Raw genomic sequence first — 21,183 nt, 5'->3', positions numbered from 1 at the left:
AATATCGGGATGCAGATACGGATACGGGAGGGGTGGCCGGACGACGCCGCGATGATGTTGGCTCTCGGTGACGAAGCCGTGGCTTGGCTGGTCGAGTCGGGGCGCACCGGACAGTGGGGCAGCGAGCCGTGGACTGGCAATCCGAAGCGTGAAGCAGCCGTGCGTGACTGCGCCGCCGGCGGTGGTCTGCGGGTCGCGGAGACCGACGATGGCCAACCACTTGGTGCCCTCGTTATCACCGAGACACCGCCGCCTTACGTCGCTCCGGCCGGTGAGCGTGAGCTCTACATCAACTGGTTGCTGGTATCACGCCGTTATCGCGGCGCAGGCGTCGGCGCTGTCCTGATCGAACGAGCCCGCGAAGAGGCTCGCGAGTGCGGCATCGATCTCATCCGGCTCGACTGCTACGCGGGCGACGACGGCGCGCTCATCGATACATATAAGCGTCTCGGCTTCACCGCGGCCGGTAGGTGCACAGATGGGGACTGGCCAGGACAGATCCTGGAAATGCGTTTGTCCGAGCAATAATCCGAGCGGAGATGTGCGAGCGAGGTTTCGCCGCAACGGTTCAGGGCTGCTGGCCCCCAACCGCGTTGGCGGGTGGGGGCCGTCTGGTCAGTGCACGCCGCAGCTCACTGAGCAGGTGTCAGTACCGGGCTGTTGTGATAGGCGGCGATCAGCCAATGGCCGTCGCGCTTCTCGAAGACCCAGGTCGCGTTCACTGTGCGCGCGGCGGGAACTTCGGTCTCGCCGGCGAACAGGATGGCGGATTCGCTGATGACGATCGCCGCGTCGGTGCCGACGAAGCGGATGCTGAGCTGCTTGTTGACGGTCGAGCTGCCCGCGAGCGGGCCCGCGAAAGCCGATGCCATGCTCTGGCTGATCATCTCGCGGCTGTCACGGAGCGAGCCGGGCATGATGGCGGTCGCGTCCGCGGTGTAGTCGGCGACCATGGCGTCGGCGTCGCCCGCCTCCCACGCCTTGTAGGAATCAGCAAGCACGGCCTGGATCGCGGCCTCGTCTGCGGCACGATTGTTCGACATCGGAGTCTCCCTTGTTGATCGGCTCGCCCGGAGTGTTCCGGCGAACTCGGGAATACATACCGGCGGCGGCGCCCGAACTCATCGCGTCTGCTGAAAAGAAATTTTCGGGCCTAAGCGTCGCGCCGGGCCGCCAGGCCGAAAGTCGCGAAGATCTCTGGATCCTGGAACACCGAGTTACGACTGATGCCTTCGGCGGTGACGGTGAAGATCTGCAGCGTGTGCAGTTCGTACCGGTCATCGACGCGCTGGTAGGCGGCGAATCCGGGTTGGCCGCCGTTGGCGGTGACGTGCTCGAGCCGCCAGTCCTTCCCGGCCGCCTCGAAGACCCACGCCATGAACAGGCCGTAGTTGGTGCGCCCGCGGAACCAGTTGACCATCGGCGGCATCTCCATGATGACGTCCTCGGTGAGCAGTCGCTTGAGGCCCTCGACGTCGGCGTGCGCGAACGCCGTCATGTAGCGCTCGACCCAGGCGCGCTGCTCCGCCGTGGACGGCTCGCTGACCCGTTCCAGCCCGGCCCCGATCTCTTTCAGGCGGGTGCGCGCCCGCTGAAGCGAGCTGTTCACGGATACGACTGTGCTGCCGAGGATTTCCGCCGTCTCGGCCGCGGAGAAGCTGAGCACCTCACGCAGGATCAGCGCACCGCGCTGCCGCGCCGACAGATGCTGCAAGGCGGAGGCGAATGCCAAGCGCAGACTGCTGCGATCGATCACGGTCCCGGCCGGATCGCCGGTGCCAAGCAACGAATCCGGTACGGGCTGCAGCCAGGCGGCGTGCTCGCCAAGGACGAGCGGGTCGAGTGGATCCGTCGCGTCCACCAGTCCCGACGGCAGCGGTCGGCTGCCTCGGCGCTGCAGCGCGGTCAGGCAGACGTTGGTCGCGATCCGGTAGAGCCAGGTGCGTAGTGAGCTGCGCGTATCGTCGTACTGCTCGCGCGCCCGCCACGCCCTCAGATACGTGTCCTGGACCAGGTCTTCCGCGTCGTGCGCCGACCCGAGCATCCGGTAGCAGTACGCCAGCAGCTCCGTCCGGAACGGTTCGATCCGACGATCGAAGTCGTCTGCACCCTTCATCACGCCTCCACTGCCGCCGCAAGCACCATACCGGTCAGTTGCCGTGATCGTCCGCCGTGCCCGAATCTTGGCTGTACCGCCGGGATTTCGGGTGGACTCGCCGCCGAACGAGCCCGGGCCGCGCGACCGAACTTTCTTCCTCCGGAGGTCTCGGCGAGCGCCAGCGAGACGAAGCCGACCGATGCTTGCGGCGGTCCCGGCGCATGCCTCGCGACCCGGGAAAGTTCCCAGAAACATCGGGAGCATGCACCCTGCCGTGCCGCGCATATCTGGGAGAACCTTTCCGAGGACAAAAGGAGAAACGATGTCACCTGCCACTGTGCCTGTTCGTCTATCTCAATGCTGAGATCAACTCGGACGGGTGAGATCCGATCTTGCGGCCCGTGCAGCGAGACAGGGTTGCAATATCGGCCGGACGTCATTTTATGAAGAACGAGTAGTCGACTACTCAAGCTCCGGCATCATCGCGATTCTATCCTTTGATCTCGAACCGCTGCCGGAACAACCCGTAGGTCGGCGCAGTACGCGACGTCGCGTTCGACATTCTTTGCAGTGCAAACAAAGGGGGAGATATGGTCTCGAACCTGCCTATCACCGAAAAGACGTCCTTCGTCGACGTTATCCGCCACCATGCCGACAACACCCCGGGACGTAGGTCACTGACTTTTGTTACTGGTGCTTCGGAATTAGACGTGCACTGGACATACGGCGATCTGGATACCCGAGCGCGGGCGATCGCCTCCGCATTGCAGGACCAGTGCCTGCCAGGTGATCGGGTGCTACTGCTGTATCCACCCGGCCTGGAGTACGTCGCTGCCTTTCTCGGTTGCCAATACGCCGGTGTCACCGCGGTTCCCGCCTATCCACCGGAGGTGGGGCGATCTGCTCGGTCGCTGTCGCGCCTGCTGGGGATCATCGAGGATGCGCAGGTGTCGATGGTACTCACCATCAGCGCGGTGCGCGCCGTCGGCGACTCGTTGTTGTCTCAGCGCGAAGGACCCGAGTTACGTTGGTGCGCAACCGATATCGTGCCGGACAGTGCGGCCGCGGACTGGCGCCCCCTGCTATCGACGGCAGACGATCTCGCCTTCCTGCAGTACACATCGGGCAGTACCCGTGCCCCGCGCGGAGTCCGAGTGACCCAGCGAAACCTGGTGGCCAACAGCGAGCTCATCCGGCACGCGATGCGACATGACCCGGATTGCCACGTGGTGACCTGGTTACCGCCCTATCACGATATGGGCTTGATCGGTGGCATCCTGCAACCCCTCCATGTCGGAATGGCCTGCGAGCTGATGTCGCCGCTGACTTTCCTGCACTCCCCATCGACCTGGCTCGAACGAATTTCCGGCAAGTCGCGGGTCAGCGCGGGGGGCCCGAACTTCGCTTACGACCTCTGTGCACGCAAGATCGAGCCACTCGACCGGGAACGGCTCGATCTGTCCGGTTGGGATGTCGCCTTCTGCGGGGCCGAACCGGTGCGCGCGCAGACGTTGCGGAGTTTCGCCTCGGCGTTCGAGGTCGCGGGATTCCACAGGCAAAGCCTGTTTCCGTGCTACGGCATGGCTGAGTGCACCCTGATGGTGTCCGGGGGGCAGCGCCCGGACGGGCCGAGCGAAATCCGTGTCGACGCCGATGTTTTGGAGCAGGGCCGGATCAGCATGCGCGAGGGCGCGGGCACGCGCGTGCTGGTCGGCAACGGGCCGGTGGTGCCCGATCATGACGTGCAGGTGGTGGATCCGCAGACGAGACAACCTTGTCGTTCCGACGAGGTCGGTGAGATCTGGATCAGCGGCGCCTCCGTCGCCGACGGATATTGGTCCGAACCGGAGCACGGCGTGCAAACGTTCGGCGCCACCCTGCCCTTCCGGCCGGGAGTGCGCTTCCTCCGCACCGGTGACCTGGGTTTTCTCCGCGACGGCGAATTGTTCGTCACGGGCAGGCGCCGGGAGATGATCATCATCGACGGCCGCAACTTGTATCCCCACGATATCGAGCACAGCGTCGCGGCCTGCCATCCCGGCTTGCGGCCCGGCGGCGGCGTGGCATTCACGGTCGATCCGGATGGCCAGCCGGAACTTGTTGTCCTGCAAGAGCTCCGGCACGCACCCGAGATCGCGGATCGGGATGGTTTGCTGACCACGATCCGCTCCGTGGTCGGCGCCGAGCATGGCGTCATGCCCGCCGTGGTGGCCCTTGTCGAGCCGGGGGCCGTGCCCAAGACGTCGAGCGGCAAGGTGCAACGCATGCTGTGCCGGGCGGATTTCGAACGCGGCCGTCTCGCCGTTGTCGCGCAGTGGCGGCTGGCCGACCAGCCGACGACACTGCGTGCGGCACGGGGTCCCGCCTGGCAACGGCGCGACGAGCTCGTTCGCTACCTGACCGAGCGGATCAACACCGTACTGCGGCTCGGGAACGGGTCGGCGCTCGGCGCCAAAACCGGGTTCCTCGAGCTCGGTATCGACTCGGTGGCCGCGGTGGAGATCCGCAACCGGGTACAGGCCGAGCTGGGTGTATCGCTGCCGATCGGCCTGCTGTTCGATCACCCGACGATCGATGCGCTCGCCAGCTATCTGGATGGCGTGTTGGCAATTTCGGAAAGGACGCCGCGATGACCGACAGTCGCGAGGAAAAGATTGCCGTCATCGGAATGGGCTGCCGTTTTCCCGGTGCGGAACGCGGACCGGCCGGATTCTGGTCGTTGCTGTCCGACGGACGGGATGCGGTGCGGCCATTTCCGCCGGATCGGCTCGGGCAGTTCTACCATCCCGATCCGGACCGGACCGGCCGAACTCACGCGAGCGCGGGATCATTTCTCGACAACGTCGAAGATTTCGACGCCGACTTTTTCGGAATCGCACCCCGGGAAGCTCGGAGTATCGATCCGATGTTCCGGATGCTGCTGGAAACCACCTGGGAAGCACTGGAGGACGCCGGCCAGCCCGCAGACCAGTTGGCCGGTAGCAAAACCGGTGTGTTCGTAGGTGTTTCGAGCACCGACTTTCTCAATCTGCAGATATGGGCCGGGGCGCCGGAGATGATCGAGGCCTATACCGGTCCGGGAACGTTGCACGGCATGGCGTCCGGTCGACTTGCCCACGCGCTGGATCTGCAAGGTCCCGCGCTGAGCCTGGACACCGCGTGTTCCTCGTCCCTGGTCGCGCTGCACCTGGCCGCGGCCAGCCTGCGCCGCGGGGAATGCGATATGGCCCTGGTCGGCGGGGTGAGTCTGCTGCTCTCGCCCGATATCTGGATCAACCTCTCACTCGCCAAAATGATTGCGGCGGATGGACGTTGTAAAACCTTCGATGCCGGCGCCGACGGCTACGGCCGCGGCGAAGGCTGCGGGGTGCTGGTGCTCCGGCGGCTACATGATGTGTCCGATGGTGAGCGGGTGCTGGCCGTGCTTCGCGGATCGGCGGTCAAACACGACGGTCGCAGTGCCTCGATCATCGCACCCAACGGGGCGGCGCAGCGGGCGGTGATCCGCGAGGCGCTGGCCGCTGCCTGCGTGACACCGGACGAGGTCGGCTATGTCGAAGCGCACGGGACCGGAACGCCACTCGGCGACGCTATCGAACTGGACGCGCTCGGCGATGTGTTCGGACCGCTGGCAGGCCGGGAGCTGTTGGTCGGCTCGGTCAAGACCAACATCGGGCATCTGGAAGCCGCCGCCGGGATGGCGGGTCTGATCAAGACGATCTTGTGTTTCGAGAACGGCATCATCGCACCACACCTGAACCTGAAGGAACTCAATCCGCGGATCCGGTTGCACGGCTCACGGATTCGCATACCGACGGCACCGGACTCCTGGCCGTCGGGTGGGCCGCTGATCGCCGGGGTGAGTTCGTTCGGCTTGTCCGGCACCAATGCCCATGTGGTGCTCGAAGCGCCCGCGCGCGAGCGGGACGTGACCGCGCCCGCGGCGATGACGCCGGACCGGCCCGCGGTAATCACCGTATCGGCCCGCACCGACATCGGTCTGCGGAAACTGGCCGCCGGCTACCACCGGGCACTGGAGGCCGATCGAATCACGTTGCCGGATCTGGCCAGGACCGTCAATGCGGGCCGCGCCCATTTCGCGCACCGGGGTGCCGTGGTGGCCTTGGACCCGGCGGATGCCGCGGCCCAGCTGGCCGAGCTGACCGGGACCGCTACCGACGACGCCCGCCCCGCTCGGATCGCGTTCCTATACTCCGGGCAGGGTTCCCACCGCGCCGGAACGGGCCAAGAGCTGTACCGCGTCGAACCCATCTTCCGCGCGGCCCTGGACCGGTGCGCCGAAGCCATGGAAGAACATCTCGATATCCGCTTGCTCGAGGTGCTGTTCGGGTCCGGCACCCTGCTCGACCACACCGAGTACGCCCAACCGGCGCTGTTCGCCTTCGAATACGCGAGCACCGCACTGTGGGAGTCGATGGGCGTTCGACCGGACGCCGTGCTCGGGCACAGTGTCGGCGCCTACGCGGCGGCATGCGCGGCAGGCGTGTTCGATCTGGACACCGCCGCCCGCCTGGTAGCTACCCGCGGCCGGCTCATGCGGCACACCTCGCCGGGTGCCATGTATGCGGTGGTCGCCGGGGTGGACGTGGTACGGGACGCGATCGGGGAGCACGCGGATCGGGTCACGGTGGCCGCGGTCAACGGTCCGGCCGCGGTGACCATCTCCGGCGCGGAATCGGCTCTGGCTGAGGTGGTTTCGCGATTGTCCGGCGCCGGGGTGCCGACCCGCAGACTTCCGGTGACCCGCGGGTTCCACTCCGCGCTGATGGATCCGATGCTCGCGGAATTCGAACAGCAGGTGGCGCGCGCCGTGACACATGCGCCGCACACCGCGTTCGTCTCCGATCTGACCGGCGAGTTCGCCGACAGCACCGAGTTGAGCGAGCCGTCGTACTGGCGTCGGCATGTCCGCGAACCGGTGCGGTTCGCCGCCGGAGTACGGACCCTGGTCGACGCGGGTTGCCCGCTGATGGTCGAGATCGGACCGGCAGGCGTCTTGGCCGGATTCGTGCGCCGCGGCGTCGAGCACGCGAATGTGCACGCCGTGGCCGCGATGGTCGGCGCCGAACCGGAGCCGGAACGGGTGCAGCGGGCATTGGCCGCGCTGTACACCCGGGGGGCGCGGATCGATTGGGCGCAGTACCACCGGGACCGGCCCGGTCGCATACATCGAGCGCCGACATATCCCTTCGAGAGCGTCACCCATTCCAACAAGTTCGTCGAACGCGGTCGGCGGACATTGGCGCGGTTGGCACAGAGCGCGACGCCGGGGTCTTCCGCCGAACTGACGGTTCCCTATGCCGGCGCGCCGGTGTGGTTACCTTCCGGCGCAGCGGTTTTCGAGCAGATACTGGGTGAAAACCACCCGGCGGACAACGGTGATCATCGACTGTTCGGTCGTGTCGTTGTGCCGGGGGCGTATTGGTTGAGCGCCGCGGCAGGCTCCACCTGGCATCTAGCGAACAGCGCTGCGGATCTGGAGTTTTCCGACGTTGTCTTCACCCGGCCGCTCGTGCTCGCGGGGGAGCAGCAGCACCGGGCGCAATGCCATCTGACGCCGACCGAGCCGGACACCTGGGCGGTCGAGGTGCACAGCGCACCGGCCGAGGATGGACGGCCGCAGCACTGGAGCATTCACGCCAGGACCAAGGCGGCGTTGTGCTCGTCGATCGCCGACGAGCCCCCCGAGTCGGCGCGTCCCGACGACGCGATGGACGGTGCGGAGTTCTATGCCGAAGCGGCGCGCCGAGGGCTGCAGCTCAGCGGGAGTTTCCGGTGGATCCGGTGGGTGCGGCCGGGTTCGCGGTCGACCCGGTTCATGTTGGGCAGGCCCGACGGCGTGGCTGCGGACGTGGTCGCGGCCCCCGGTTTCGTGGACGCCTGCTTCCAAGCGATCGCCGGAGCCCTGCCGGACGCCGTGATTCAGGAGCTGACCGACCAGGGCAACCTGCTGGTCCCCCTGACGGTCCGGCGGGTAGTGCTCGCTCGCCGACCGGTGGCGGCCGCCTGGGGCGATATCGAAGTCCTGGAGATCGCACAGCGGGGCGGTTACCAGGTGCTGGCCGATATCCGGGTCTACGACGAGCACGGCCTGGTGCTGCTGCTCGAGGGGGTGCGACTGACCACGATAAAGCCTGAGCAGGTGGGACTCGCCGACCCGGATACGGTGTGCCGCTACGACATTCAGTGGCGGCCCGGTTCACCTCCGCAGCCTGCGCCCCACCCGGCTCGGACGGGCGCGTGGTTGGTGTGGTCGACTCGCAACTCGCTCAGTGATCGGATCCTGGAGCTGCTGGCCGAACGCGGCGAGCCCTGCGCGGTCATATCCGCCGTGGACGAGGGCTGGGAACTGTGCCACCCGGACGGTGGCAGGCAACGGCTCGACATCACCGATCCCGATCACTGGCGCACCCTCGGCGAAGCGCCGTGGCGTGGCGTGTTGTATCTCTCGGCGCTGGACCTGCTTCCGCTGGAGCCCGCCGCCGATGAGCCCTCGTCGACAGCGAATTCGCTTGTCCGCGAACTTGTTCCGCTGCTCAACGGCTGGACGACCACCGAAGGCGGCCCGGTGTGGCTGATCACCCGGGGCGCGCAGCAAGTGGCGCGGGAACCGATCGATCCCCGCCAGAGCACCGTGTGGGGGTTGGGACGGACGCTGGCCACGGAAAACCCGTTGACCTTCGGCGGACTGGTCGACCTCGATCCAAGCGGCTCGGTGACCGGCGAAGCCGCTGCTCTGGTCGATCTGCTGCTCAGCTCGGAACACGGAGTGCAACAGGCACATCGGGCAGACTCGTGGCTGACGCCCCGGCTGGTCGAGCTGGATCGGACGCACTCGGACGCAACGGTGCCGATCCGGCCGGATGCCAGTTATCTGATCACCGGCGGACTCGGTGGTGTCGGCCTCGCCATCGCGCGGTGGTTGATTGCCCAGGGCGCCGGGACGATCTTGCTCAACGGCCGCTCCGAGCTCACCGGCCAGGGACGCGCGGCGATCGCGGCGTTGGCTGCCGGGCCCGCCGACGTGCATTACGTGCGGGGCGACGTCGCCGATCCGCGTCAGGCCGTCGAGATCGTCGAGCGGATCCGGCGGGAATTCCCGCCGCTGCGCGGGCTGGTGCATGCCGCAGGCGTGCTGGATGACGCGCTGCTGCACCAGCAGAGCTGGCCTCAGGTGGCGGCGGTGCTCGGCCCGAAGGTCGACGGTGGCTGGCATCTGCACCGCGCGACGGCGGCATCGGAGCTGGATTTCTTCCTCCTGTGCTCCTCGATCGCCGGTGCGCTCGGTTCCCCCGGTCAGTCCGGCTATGCCGCGGCCAACACCTTTCTCGATGGACTGGCGCAGTATCGCCGAGCCAACGGCCTGCCTGCGGTGAGCATCGCCTGGGGACCGTGGGCCGGGGACGGCATGGTCGCCGACTCGGCCACCGCCGAACGGCTCACCGCCGTTGGCCTGCGTCCGATGCCACCGCAGGCGGCGGTGGCGGCGCTCGGCCGTGCTTTCTGCGACGACCGTGCGGTGCTCGCCGTCCTCGACGCGGATTGGCAACGCTGGCAACGCATTGCGGGTGGCCGTATCGGGGCGGGATTGCTCGGCGATCTGCTCAACGCAACGGCCGGCACCGACAACTCCGGCGCGAGCGCGGCGGGATACGACACCACCTTGATCGACCTCGCCGATCTACTCGATGCGGATCCCGCGCAGCGGATCGAGCGGATCAGCATCGAACTGCGGGCTCGGTTGGCACAGACCCTCGACACCGCACCGGAGCGGGTCGCGCTGAACACCCCGCTCACCGCACTGGGTTTGGACTCGTTGATGGGCCTGGAGCTGAAAAACCGTATCGAGTCCGCCTTTTCGATCCGCGTGCCGACCGCACTCATTCTGCGAGGACCGACGCTGCGCGAGTTGGCTGAGCATGTCGCCGACCAGCTTGCGACCCCGGCGGCGGTGTCGCGGGACAACCTCGCCCCCGAGACGTTGCTGGGCCGACTCGACGAGCTGTCGGATACAGAGCTGGACACACTGCTGGCCGAATACGCCGACGATGCCGAGATCGACGGGCCGGGACAGATCATCGGGTCGCAACAGAAGGGCCACCGAGCATGACGAACTCCCCTGTCGCCGAAACCGATCCGGTCCGGCACCTCTCATCGACCGAGAAGCGCCGGCTGCTGGCCACGCTGCTGCGTGACCGTGCACAGCGACCCCCGATCCGATGGCCGCTGTCCTACGGGCAACGTGCCCTGTGGTTCCTGCACCAACTCGCGCCCGACGCCACCGCCTACAACCTCGGTGAAGCGTTGGTGTTGCGCGGACCGCTGGATTCGGCCGCGCTGCACCGCGCGGTGGCCAGACTCGCACAGCGTCATCGCGTGCTCTGCTCCTGCGTCGTCACCGACGACAGGGGAGAACCGCACCAGGAGCAGATTCCGACCGACACGCTACGGATGTCGGAGACCGACGCCACCGGATGGGAAAAGCGGGAACTGACAGCACATCTCGCTCGAGAGGTCGACCGGCCCTTCGACCTGACCGCCGGTCCGCTCATGCGGCTCGGCATCTACCGCACCGCCCCGGATGAACACGTCGCCCTGCTGGTGGTGCATCACATCGTCGGCGAGTTCTGGACGCTGGTTCTGCTGGTGAACGATCTGGCCACCCTCTACCAGGCCGAAATCGCCGGCACCGAACCGGTACTGCCCCCGGTGACCCGGCACTACGCCGAGTTCACGCGATGGCAGACCCGAATGCTGGCCGGCCAGGAGGGTGCGCGCCTGTGGGAGTACTGGCGCGATAATCTCGCCGGTCCGCGCCCCGTGCTCCAACTGCCGACCGACCGACCGCGGCCGCAGACCAAGTCGTTCCGCGGCGCGATGCACGGGTTCCGGATCGAGGCTCGGACCGCGGACCGGGTGCGTGAGTTCGCTCGCGCTGCCGGTGCGACCACCTACCAGACCCTGCTCGCGGTCTTCGCGGTCTTCCTGCACCGGCACAGCAATCAGCACGATCTGCTGATCGGCACCCCGATGACCGGTCGAACGGACGCTGAATGGGCGTCGGTGGCAGGCTATTTCGACAACGCGCTGCCGCTGCGGGTCGGGGTGGATCCGACGACGTCCTTCGATGATCTGGTGCGGCAGGTGCGTTCGACATCCGTTGAGGCACTGATCCATCAGGCACTGCCGTTCCCGATGCTGGTGGAGCGGTTGCGGGTGCCGCGGGATCTGAGCCGCTCGCCGCTGTTCGACGTCATGTTCGTGCTGCGCCAGGCGCGGTCACGGGAGATGAGCAGCCTGGCGTTGATGGGGATGGGCGGCGCGGGCGGGCACATCGCCCTGACCTCCGAGTTGACGGCCACCTCAGCGGAATTGCCGCGCACCGTCTCCCAGTTCGATCTCACCCTGTCACTGGCGGAATCCGCCGACGGCCTGCATGGCAGTTGGGAGTACAGCACCGATCTGTTCGATCCGGCCACGATCGAGCGTTTCACCGATCGCTTCATGGTCCTGCTGGACGGACTGCTCGCTGCCCCGGAACTCCCGGTCGGCTCGGCACCGATATTGCCCGCCGCGGAGTATCGCCGCGTCGTCGAGGAATGGAACGACACCGCGGGACCGGTGCCGTCCGATATCGCGTTGCACGACGGATTCCGGGCCATGGCGGCGGCGCGCCCGCAGGCCGAGGCGGTCATCGATCATCGGATCCGGCTCAGCTATGCCGAGTTGGACGAGTTCTCCGATACCGTCGCGGCCTGGTTGCAACGCGCGCAGGCTCGTCCCGGTCAACTGGTGGCGATCTGCATGCGTAAGGGCTGGGAGCAGATCGTCGCGGCATTGGGTGTCTGTAAATCCGGTGCGGCCTACCTGCCGGTCGACGCCGAGCTGCCGCCCCGGCGCATCGCGGAGTTGCTCCGGTTGGGTGGCGTCGACCATGTGCTGGTCCAGCCCGAGACGCGGGCAGCGCTACCGGAATTCGCCGGACAGGTCTTCGAGGTGGACGTCTGCACCCTGCGTGCGACTCCGGCGACACCTCGGGTCTTGCCTGCCGACCCGCACCGGCTCGCCTACGTGATCTTCACCTCCGGCTCGACCGGCACACCCAAGGGGGTGATCATCGATCATCTCGGCGCGACCAACACCATTCGTGACATCAACTCGCGCTTCGTCGTCGACGAGAACGACCGGGTACTCGCCTTGTCGTCGCTCAGCTTCGACCTGTCCGTCTACGACATCTTCGGCGTGCTCGCCGCAGGCGGCACCATCGTGTTGCCGCAGTCAGCTGGGCTCAAGGACCCCGGACATTGGCTGGAATTGGTGCGGCGGGAACGGGTGACGATATGGAACTCGGTCCCCGCACTGGCGGGGCTGGCCGCCGAAGAGGCAGAACACAGCACCCGCGACGCTCTGCAGTCGTTGCGGATCTGCCTGCTGAGTGGTGACTGGATTCCACTGAGCCTGCCCGATCGACTCCGTGCACTGATTCGATCCGTGCGGGTGATCGGCCTCGGCGGCGCCACCGAGGCGTCGATCTGGTCGAACTGGTATCCCGTGGCGGAGGTCGATCCGCGGTGGAACTCCATCCCGTACGGGCGCCCGATGACCAACCAGCGGTTCCACATCCTCAATGAGGTCGGTCACCCCTGTCCGCCGGGGGTCACCGGCGAACTCCACATCGGCGGTATCGGTGTGGCGCAAGGCTATTGGCGGGACAGCGAGCGCACCGAGGAGCGGTTCGTCGACCATCAGGAGTTCGGCCGCCTGTACCGCACCGGCGACCTCGGGCGGTATGGCCGAGACGGGCTCATCGAATTTCTCGGCCGAACCGACCAGCAAGTCAAGATCGGCGGATTCCGGGTCGAACTCGGGGAGATCGAAGCGGTGCTGCGTGAGCACACCGCCATTCGCGACGCCGTTGTGCTCGCCACCGGCGGACACCTGGTCGGCTACGTTGTCGCGGACACCGACACCGAGGTGGCCGCGCTCGCTGCCGAGCACTGCCGAGCTGTCCTACCCGGCTACATGGTGCCCCCGGAAATCGTTGTCGTGGCACGATTCCCGCTCAGCGGCAACGGAAAAGTCGACCGCAACGCACTCGTTGCGATGGCCGTCGGCCGCGGCGCCGATGTAGCGCGACCCACCGACGAGCGTCAGACGCTGTTGTGCCGTCTGCTCGCGGAACTGCTCGACCGACCGGATATCGGTATCGGCGCGGATTTCTTCGCCCTCGGCGGTGACTCGGTGCTGGCGATCAGACTCAGCGCGGCGGCGCGCCGAGCCGGTCTGCTGCTCACCCCGGAGCAGATATTCGCTCATCGGACGGTCATCGAGATGGCCGCGGCGAGCACGACGGCCGAACACGATCTCGACGCATACTCGAACCTGGACGCCGAAACGACGCAGTCTCACCAACTCTCACCCATGCAACAGACCATGCTGTTGCACTGCGTCACCCAGGAGTCGCCGCAGCTGTACTGCGAGCAGGTTCGCCTCCAGCTGAGCGGGCCCGTCCGAGTCGCGGCATTGCGTACCGCCTGGCAACACGTGCTGGACCGGCACGAGACGCTGCGGATGCGCTTCGGCTTCGATTCGGCCGACCGGCCCGTCCAGCATGTCATCGCCGAGGGAGATGTCACGATCGCGGTCATCGATCTGCGTGGACTCGACCCCGCCGAAGGCGATCGGCGGATGGCACAGTTGCTCGAGACCGACCGGGAGCGCGGTTTTCCGGACCTCGCCGGGCCTCTGCTGATGCGCTGGACACTGGTGTGGCGATCCGCGGAGCAGTTCGAGCTGATATGGACCCATCACCATCTCCTGCTCGATGGATGGAGCCTCGGGACCGTACTGCGCGAAGTAATGTCGTGCTACCAGGCGGCATTTCAGGATCAATCGCCCATACTCGTTGAGCCACCGGCATATTCGGCGCTCTTGGCGCGGCGGGCGGCCTTGCACGCCGAACGCGCCGCGGCGCAGGAGTCGTTCTGGCGCACGGAGTTGGCCGGTCTCACGGCACCCACCAGGGCACTGCCCGCGGGTAACGCATTGCCGGGCAGCGCACTTCGCCACGGCGTTCGAGAGTTGCGGTTCACCGAGGACGAAACGGCCGCGGTGCGGCGCGGCGCGATCGCGCTCGGCGTCACGGTCAACACACTCTTCCAGGCCGCGTGGGCGCTGCTGCTGGCGCGGTGGACCGGTGAATCCGACGTCGTGTTCGGCGTGACGACCACCGGACGATCCGCGGAGCTGAACGGTATGGAGTCCGCGGTCGGATTGTTCATCAATACGCTGCCGCTACGGGTTCCGGTCGATCCGGCCATGCCCGTTGCGGCATGGCTGCGCGGTATTCAGGATCGTCAGCTTCGGATCAGCGCCAACGACGGCCTCACCCTGGCCCAGGTGGAGCGGTGCGGCGGGGTGGCGCGGTCCGTCGGCGAAATGGCATTGTTCGACACCATCATGGTCTTCGAGAACTACCCGGCGGCAGACGATCTGGCCGCCGAGGGGACCGGTCTGTCGATCACCGACGTCCAGTTCGACGAGGTGACCGGAACTCCACTGATGCTGTACGTGATTCCGGAGACCGAGATGGTGCTGCGTGCCACCTTCGGTGCCGCCCTCGACGGACAGCACGCGCACGGCATGCTCGCCCAGGTACGGACCGCTGTGCTGGAATTGCTCGGCGGCTCCGATCGGCCGATCGCCCAAATCCGTTCGCTCCCCGCGTCCGAACGCGACCGAGCCGTACTGGACGGCGGTCCGTTGTCCACACCCGGGCGATCCGTGGTCGATCTGATCCTCGAATGCGCTCGTCGGCAGCCCACTGCCATCGCTATCGAGCAGGGAACGCGGCAGCTGACCTATCAGGAATTCGCTTCGGCCGCACAACAACTGGCCGACACCGTGCGCCGACGTGGCGTTCGACCCGGCCAGCTTGCCGCGGTGCTGTTGCCGAACGGCATCGAAGCGGTGGTGGCGATAGTCGGAGTACTGCTGGCGGGTGCGGGGTATCTGCCGATGGATCCCCTGGGGCCACGGTCGCGGCGGGCGGCCATCCTGGCCGACGCCGAGCCGTGCGCGATCATTACCACGGCGCAGCACGTCGACCTGGTCGAAAACCGCGGCGAGGACGTGATATTGATCGATGACGCGATGTCGGGCGGTTCGGACTTCAGTAACGCGTTCGGGCCTGTCTCATCGGCAGGGACCGATGATGCGGCCTACGTCATCTACACCTCCGGTTCCACCGGTCACCCCAACGGTGTGCTGATCACCCGAGGCGCGCTGGCGAATTTCGTTGCGGGGGCGCGGGATAGCTACCGTCTGGCGCCGGATGACCGGGTATTGCAGTTCGCCCCATTGCATTTCGATGCCAGCGTCGAAGAGATATTCCTGACCCTGGTGACCGGTGCCACCCTCGTCGTGCGCACCGCGCAGATGCTGCAATCCATGCCGAATTTCGTCGACGCCTGTGTGCGACACCGCATCAGCGTGCTCGACCTGCCGACAGCGTTCTGGCACGAACTCACCCATGCCCTCGCGACGGGCCTTGCGAACTTGCCGAACAGCGTGCGGATGGTGATCATCGGTGGCGAGGGGGCGCTGCCCGAGCGGATCGTCCAGTGGAACAACGTCACCGATGGTTCGGTGCGCCTGCTCAACACCTACGGGCCGACCGAAGCCACCGTGGTGGCGACCACGGCCGAGCTGAATGTCGCAGGCGGACCGGGAGATACGGTGCCCATAGGTGTGCCTCTCCCCGGCGTACGCGCGGCGGTGCTCGATCAGCACGGACAACCGGCGGCCCCGAACACCGTTGGTGAGTTGTATTTGACCGGCGCCGGATTGGCGAGGGAATACGTGCGCCGACCCGAGCTGACCAACGAACGGTTCGTGTCACTACCAGAATTGGCGGGTCGGCCGCGCGCATATCGCACCGGCGACCTGGTCCGTCGCGGCGAAAACGGACAGCTCGTCTTCGTCGGCCGGATCGACGAACAGTTCAAAATCAGTGGCCACCGGGTGGATCCGGCCGAGATCGAGACGCTGCTGCTCGGTCATCCCGGCGTCGCGGAGGCCGCGGTGGTCGGACGGGTCCTGGCCGATGGCGCGAAACACCTGTCCGCCCATGTCGTTCCCGTGGCGTCGGCGGTCTGTCCGTCCCCGGCCGAACTTCGAACGTATCTGGGCTCGGTCTTGCCCGCCGCCTCGATTCCGGGCTCGGTGGTCATGGTGCAGCGGCTGCCGAGGACGCCTTCGGGGAAGGTGGACCGAGGTGCCCTGCGGAATTCCCCGCTAGCCACCGACACGACACAGTCGAGCGGGACCGCACCGGCAACGGAATTGGAAAGCACGGTGCTGACCGTGTGGGAACAGGTACTCGGTGTGCGGATCCGGTCTACGACGGACGATTTCTTCCAACTCGGCGGGCAATCGCTGCAGACCATTCAAGCGGTGAACCGGATCGGGGCCGCGCTGGGCCGCGATGTTCCGGTCGCCCTGCTGTTCCGCCACCCCACGGTGGCCGGACTCGCGGCGGCCCTCGACAGCGGGCCCGGCGCCGCACCACAGCGCATCACCGGCATGCCCGCCGCGGCGCTGGCCGATGCGATCCTGCCCGACGATGTGGTGTCATCGATAGTGACCCCGGCGCTCGTGTCTCCGCCGCGACGCGTACTTCTGACCGGCGCAACAGGTTTCGTGGGCGCGCACTTGCTCTCCGCGCTGTTGGCGCAGTCCGAAGCGCAGGTGGTGTGTTTGGTCCGGGCCGACGATCCGGCACAGGGCTTGGCGAGGATTCAGCGGGTGCTTGCCGAGCAAGGATTGTCCGCCGCGGCGCTGAGCGACCGCGTGGTAGTGCTGCCTGCCGATCTCAGCATGCCGCGCTTGGGATTGGACGACCGGCAGTTCACCGAGCTGTCGGTAAGCTGCGACGCGATCTACCACAACGCGGCGGTGATCGACATCCGGCGCGCGTACTCGAGTTTGCGGGTGACGAATGTGGTTGCGACACATGAGATCCTGCGCATGGCCGCCGCACATCGGTCGATACCGGTGCATTATGTCTCGACCCTGTCCGTCGCGGCTCCGGCACGCATCCACGCCGACGTGGCCGAGGAGTTCCTCCCCGCGCACGAAGAGCTGTGGGATGGCTATCCGCAAACCAAATGGGTATCCGAGCGGCTGCTCCAGCAGGCCGCCGAACGCGGGCTGCCGGTGGCCGTCTACCGGCTCGGGCGGGTGACCGGCGCCACCGGCACCGGCATCGTCAATCCGAACGATTTCCTGTGGCGAATGCTGTTGGCCAGCATTCGAACCGGGACCGCCCCCGATCTCGACGCCACCGAGGTCTGGACACCGGTGGACTTCGTCGGCTCGGCGATCGTCCGGCTCTCGCTCGCCGAACGGCCCGACGGTCGAGTGTTCAACCTGGCCCCCGTGCCCGCGGTGAACCTGGCCGACATCTTCTCCTGGGTCCGCGAATACGGTTTCCCGCTCACCACCCGGCCGATCATCCAGTGGCGCGACACCCTGGCCGCCGACCCGACGACCGATCCGACCGTGCTGGCCTTCCTCGAGCTCCGATCCGAGGACGCCGACCGAGCACTGTCCTTCGACAGCCTCGGTCGGGTGCACAGCGCCAATGTCGTTCGCGGCCTTGCCACCAGCACGGTGCGCTGTCCCCAGATCGATCGTGAATTGCTGCACCGATACCTGGACCACTGCATTCGTACCCACCTCCTACCGCCGCCGCACAGCAGGTGACGGGAGTGCGGTGGCGAGCATGATCGGCACGAATGGTCTTGCGGTGCAGTCGCTCAAGATTCTTGGTCCGGATCCGGTCGAGTCCAGCCGAGGATCATCGCCGGCGAGCAGCCGCCGGCAAGCAGCGCGGCCAGCGCCATGATGCCACCGGCGTAAGCCGTCTGAAAGGCGTTGGCTTCCGGGAAGATCGCGCCGCTGTAGACCAGATAGAAAACCGGCGCGATGACCAAGGCCTGCGTGATGGTGAGCCCGACGGAGCGAGCTGTGTTGCGCTGTGCGATCTCCCATTCGTCGAGCGTCTGCGCGGGTGCGTGGTCATGACCCTGCGAGGCGATGCGCAGCATCGTCCACGAGGGCAGGAACACCAGCACGGCGGGCAGGCTGACCATCGGTGCCCATCGCAGATCGAAGGCGGATAGCACGCCGGTCGCGAACATGGCGAAAAGGCTTGCGACGACTGTGATCACCAGCGCGCGGCGCCGTGCCCGGGTGCGCCAGCGGGGCAGCATGCCCGCCAGTCGCTCGTCGCGGACCTGCCAGCGGCGCACTCGATAGTCCTGGTAGCGATCGAGCAGGCCGATTGTCGGATGAGTCATGACTGTCCTTTCGGGCGCGAGTAGACCTCGGCCGAGAGCGGGCTGAATTCGGTGCGCGAGAACACGGCCTCGACGGGCAGGCCGAAGACGTCGCAGATGCGCATGGCCAGGTCGAGGCTGGGGTAGTGGTCGCCGCGCTCGAGCGCGCCGACGGTCTGGGTATTGACGTTCACGGCCTCGGCCAGGGCGGCTCGGCTCATGCGATGTTCCGCCCGTAGTACTGCGATTCGGTTGAAGATTGGGAGGGTTTCACCCCTTCTCACTGGGCTCACACAACAAAGTGTTGTAAAAACCCAACAAGATGTCAAGTGGGTATCCACACCCGAGTTCGACACCGCCGCGTTGGCAGCGGGCAGGCAATGGCAGCCCCGGCAGGCAACCGTGCGGCCTGGATAATGGTCAGGCCGTGGGCAATCCGAGGTCGGTGCACTGGGCGAGCATGGTGCGAGGGTGCTGCGTCAGAGTACGTCTGGGCGGAGGTGGAAATGCCGACGCCGACGACCCCCCGGCCGCCGGCGTCGGCATGCTATCTCGTTGTCAGGATTACTGCGGCGACGGCCGCGATGGTCCCGATTTCATGGCTAGGCGCAGGACGCGGGGCCTTGGTTGAGCAGGATGAGCCGCAGGATCGTGCACGTGAGCGACTGCATGGACGAGCCACTGCTACCGTCGGCGCTCACCTGCTCCAGCGCGGGCTGCGGGGCCTCGGCCTGTGCGGGCGCGAGGGGGAGCAGCACCGCGGCCGAGAGGAGAACGCCCGTGGTGAGTGTGGAAATTCGGTTCATCGTGAAAAGCCCTTTTCAGCAATAGTTTCCGGAAAGATTCTTACGCCGACTGGCTGGCGATCAAGCACCACGCGCCGATCAACGGATTCAGGTCGCACCATCCTCCGGCGACCGGTTCGCTGGAAAGTGGCGCGGGCGTTTCGAGTGAAAGTGGCGCGGCCTCAGCCGGTGTGGGGCAAATGAGGATCGAAATGCCGACCAGGCTTCCGGTACCGAGCGCACGCAGTACGCGCATGTAAAAACTCCTATCGGTGTGTGATTGCGTTGCGTGTGGATCCGATGTGATGCCACCGCCGGGCACTGCGTTTACCCCTGTCGAGTCGCCGGCGATTTCTTCCCGGGCAGCAGGGCCAGCACGTCGCCGACCGATTTCCGGGACCCGGCGTGGCGGTCGGGCAGCACCGCACGTAGCGCTAGCCACGCCACCACGCCGAGGACGTATCCGTAAACGACGACCAGACCGTGCGCGTTGTCTTGGGCGAGCCACAAGCACATACCCGCTACCGGCGCGGCCAGCGAGCGCAGGCGTTCGGGCAGCGAGCTGGCGCTGAGCAGCAGGACGGCCGCGGCGGTGGCGCCGAGAAAGTATGTCGCGCCGGAGCTTCCGGCGAAATTGCGGGGATCGGCACTGACGCTGCTCAGGCCGAAGAGGGCGTCGAGATGACCGGGCACGAGCGCGCCGACGAGGAACAGCGCGAGCATGACGGCGGCGCCCCAGAGCCATTCGGCGAGCACGGCGATCACGGCGAGCGTGACCAGGTTCCATATCGCGCCGCTCACGCCGCCGTTCTGCATGAACACCGAGGTGAGCGGACGCCACCAGCCGGATTTGCCCGGGTCGCCATCCAGCGCGCCCATTGCCCCGGACCACAGCAGTTGGGTGAGCACCGCGGCGACCGCGATCACCGTCAATGCGGTTGCCGCCCAGGGGATTCGACGGTGCGGGATGGTTTCCGGCCGGACCGCGGTGCGCGCGGCGGCGAACAGCAGCACGAACAGGGCCGCGGTGGTCAGGTTGTACAGCACGGTGTCCATGTGCGGCCCTACCTCCTTTTCAAACAGTGTTTGAATTCGTCGCTGACGACCGTAGCTCATGCATAGGGGGTAATTCAAACGTTGTTCGAAAATCCGCTAGAGTGGGAGCCGATGAAGCTGACCATCGAACGGATCGTCGACGCGGGGATGGCTACGTTCACCGAGGTCGGCTATCAGGGGCTATCCATGCGCCAGGTTGCCGAACGGCTCGATGTGCACGCCGGAAGCCTCTACTACCACGTCAAGAACAAAGAGAGTCTGTTACGCCTCATGGCGGAAAGAGTCGCGCGCGGGGGCTACGAGGCGGGCAGTTCCGCGCTGGCGCGGTTGCCTGCCGAGGCGGACTGGAGCGCGCGGGTGGAGGCGCAAATCGTGGCGTTGCGGCAGAGCATCCTGCACCATCCCGGCGGCGCCCTCTTATTGGCCGAGAGTCCGAAATCCCTTAGTGATAGCGCGCTTTCGCTCATGGAGCGGCTCTTGGACACGTTGGTCGACGGCGGCGTGCCCACGAGCGACGCCATCATCGCCGCGGACACGATGTTGAGTCATGTCACCGGCTTCGTGCTGCAGGAACAAATCGAACCGCACCCCCTGCCCGTAGACGTGTCAGTGGTGGCCGATCTGCGGGCGCGCTATCCGCTCACCACCTCCGGAGCGGCAGCCTACGAGCAAGACGAGCAGTTCGTGCGCAGCGTGCGACTGATCTGCTGGGGCATACGCGCGCTGATCACGGAGTCGGACGCGCACGGTGACGCGGGGCGCCCGGGACACGGAACCCTCAGTGCCGGTGAGACGTTGAGTGATCTCCTCGGCGATCGGCCATGACGGATCGCCGAGGAGATCGTTGCCGAAGTCCTCGGGCGGGGCTCCGGTGCTCGTCGGG

12 protein-coding genes are annotated in these 21,183 nt (G+C 66.6%); 5 read left to right on the top strand and 7 right to left on the bottom strand.

Annotated features, from left to right (window positions below):
- The first annotated feature begins 9 nt into the window (after positions 1 to 9).
- A complete protein-coding gene (locus ACIA8C_RS39330) occupies positions 10 to 528 on the top strand; it encodes a GNAT family N-acetyltransferase (protein ID WP_397143906.1) in 519 nt (172 codons plus the stop codon).
- A gap of 104 nt (positions 529 to 632) precedes the next feature.
- Here ACIA8C_RS39330 and ACIA8C_RS39325 read toward each other — a convergent pair whose 3' ends face one another.
- Positions 633 to 1,043, bottom strand: a complete 411-nt coding sequence (locus ACIA8C_RS39325) for an SgcJ/EcaC family oxidoreductase (RefSeq protein ID WP_397143903.1) — start codon at positions 1,041 to 1,043, stop codon at positions 633 to 635.
- Positions 1,044 to 1,153: 110 nt separating this feature from the next.
- Positions 1,154 to 2,116 carry a sigma-70 family RNA polymerase sigma factor gene (locus ACIA8C_RS39320; RefSeq protein WP_397143901.1) on the bottom strand — a complete coding sequence of 321 codons (963 nt, stop codon included), beginning with the start codon at positions 2,114 to 2,116 and terminating at the stop codon, positions 1,154 to 1,156.
- Between the two features lie 572 nt (positions 2,117 to 2,688).
- On the opposite strand from ACIA8C_RS39320, the gene ACIA8C_RS39315 reads away from it, so the two are divergent.
- The 3 genes from ACIA8C_RS39315 to ACIA8C_RS39305 are packed head-to-tail and all read left to right on the top strand — an operon-like array spanning position 2,689 to position 17,884.
- Positions 2,689 to 4,731, top strand: a complete 2,043-nt coding sequence (locus ACIA8C_RS39315) for an AMP-binding protein (RefSeq protein WP_397143899.1) — start codon at positions 2,689 to 2,691, stop codon at positions 4,729 to 4,731.
- Positions 4,728 to 10,229, top strand: a complete 5,502-nt coding sequence (locus ACIA8C_RS39310; RefSeq protein WP_397143897.1) for a type I polyketide synthase — start codon at positions 4,728 to 4,730, stop codon at positions 10,227 to 10,229. Before ACIA8C_RS39315 ends, ACIA8C_RS39310 begins: the two co-directional genes overlap by 4 nt.
- Positions 10,226 to 17,884 (top strand): amino acid adenylation domain-containing protein, encoded by a 7,659-nt coding sequence (locus tag ACIA8C_RS39305; protein ID WP_397143894.1) that lies wholly within the window; start codon positions 10,226 to 10,228, stop codon positions 17,882 to 17,884. Before ACIA8C_RS39310 ends, ACIA8C_RS39305 begins: the two co-directional genes overlap by 4 nt.
- A gap of 53 nt (positions 17,885 to 17,937) precedes the next feature.
- On the opposite strand, the gene ACIA8C_RS39300 is transcribed toward ACIA8C_RS39305, so the two are convergent.
- The 5 genes from ACIA8C_RS39300 to ACIA8C_RS39280 all read right to left on the bottom strand — a co-directional run bounded on the left by ACIA8C_RS39300 (position 17,938) and on the right by ACIA8C_RS39280 (position 20,300).
- Entirely contained in the window at positions 17,938 to 18,480 is a 543-nt protein-coding gene (locus tag ACIA8C_RS39300) for a hypothetical protein (RefSeq protein ID WP_397143892.1), read from the bottom strand.
- On the bottom strand, positions 18,477 to 18,752 hold the full coding sequence (locus ACIA8C_RS39295; RefSeq protein WP_397143890.1) for a helix-turn-helix transcriptional regulator: 276 nt from the start codon (positions 18,750 to 18,752) through the stop codon (positions 18,477 to 18,479). The genes ACIA8C_RS39300 and ACIA8C_RS39295 overlap by 4 nt, the downstream gene beginning before the upstream one ends.
- Before the next feature lie 309 nt (positions 18,753 to 19,061).
- Positions 19,062 to 19,265, bottom strand: coding sequence for a hypothetical protein (locus ACIA8C_RS39290; protein ID WP_397143888.1), 204 nt, complete (start codon positions 19,263 to 19,265; stop codon positions 19,062 to 19,064).
- A 40-nt stretch (positions 19,266 to 19,305) separates the two neighbouring features.
- The gene (locus tag ACIA8C_RS39285; RefSeq protein WP_397143886.1) at positions 19,306 to 19,500 is read right to left on the bottom strand and encodes a hypothetical protein; all 195 of its coding nucleotides are present in this window, start codon (positions 19,498 to 19,500) and stop codon (positions 19,306 to 19,308) included.
- A gap of 71 nt (positions 19,501 to 19,571) precedes the next feature.
- Positions 19,572 to 20,300 carry a hypothetical protein gene (locus tag ACIA8C_RS39280; protein ID WP_397143884.1) on the bottom strand — a complete coding sequence of 243 codons (729 nt, stop codon included), beginning with the start codon at positions 20,298 to 20,300 and terminating at the stop codon, positions 19,572 to 19,574.
- 111 nt (positions 20,301 to 20,411) lie between these two features.
- Between ACIA8C_RS39280 and ACIA8C_RS39275 the strand changes: the two genes are divergently transcribed.
- The gene (locus ACIA8C_RS39275) at positions 20,412 to 21,125 is read left to right on the top strand and encodes a TetR/AcrR family transcriptional regulator (protein ID WP_397143882.1); all 714 of its coding nucleotides are present in this window, start codon (positions 20,412 to 20,414) and stop codon (positions 21,123 to 21,125) included.
- Positions 21,126 to 21,183: the final 58 nt, after the last annotated feature.

Origin of the sequence: Nocardia sp. NPDC051321, from assembly GCF_044455225.1 — a bacterium.
GTDB lineage: Bacteria > Actinomycetota > Actinomycetes > Mycobacteriales > Mycobacteriaceae > Nocardia.
Note: the sequence above shows the minus strand (reverse complement) of the source record. Positions and strands in the feature narration are given on the sequence as shown.

Coding starts and splice junctions, on each gene's coding strand:
- ACIA8C_RS39330 (WP_397143906.1), top strand. CDS start 10: ATGCAGATACGGATACGGGAGGGGTGGCCGGACGACGCCGCGATGATG.
- ACIA8C_RS39325 (WP_397143903.1), bottom strand. CDS start 1,043: ATGTCGAACAATCGTGCCGCAGACGAGGCCGCGATCCAGGCCGTGCTT.
- ACIA8C_RS39320 (WP_397143901.1), bottom strand. CDS start 2,116: ATGAAGGGTGCAGACGACTTCGATCGTCGGATCGAACCGTTCCGGACG.
- ACIA8C_RS39315 (WP_397143899.1), top strand. CDS start 2,689: ATGGTCTCGAACCTGCCTATCACCGAAAAGACGTCCTTCGTCGACGTT.
- ACIA8C_RS39310 (WP_397143897.1), top strand. CDS start 4,728: ATGACCGACAGTCGCGAGGAAAAGATTGCCGTCATCGGAATGGGCTGC.
- ACIA8C_RS39305 (WP_397143894.1), top strand. CDS start 10,226: ATGACGAACTCCCCTGTCGCCGAAACCGATCCGGTCCGGCACCTCTCA.
- ACIA8C_RS39300 (WP_397143892.1), bottom strand. CDS start 18,480: ATGACTCATCCGACAATCGGCCTGCTCGATCGCTACCAGGACTATCGA.
- ACIA8C_RS39290 (WP_397143888.1), bottom strand. CDS start 19,265: ATGAACCGAATTTCCACACTCACCACGGGCGTTCTCCTCTCGGCCGCG.
- ACIA8C_RS39285 (WP_397143886.1), bottom strand. CDS start 19,500: ATGCGCGTACTGCGTGCGCTCGGTACCGGAAGCCTGGTCGGCATTTCG.
- ACIA8C_RS39280 (WP_397143884.1), bottom strand. CDS start 20,300: ATGGACACCGTGCTGTACAACCTGACCACCGCGGCCCTGTTCGTGCTG.
- ACIA8C_RS39275 (WP_397143882.1), top strand. CDS start 20,412: ATGAAGCTGACCATCGAACGGATCGTCGACGCGGGGATGGCTACGTTC.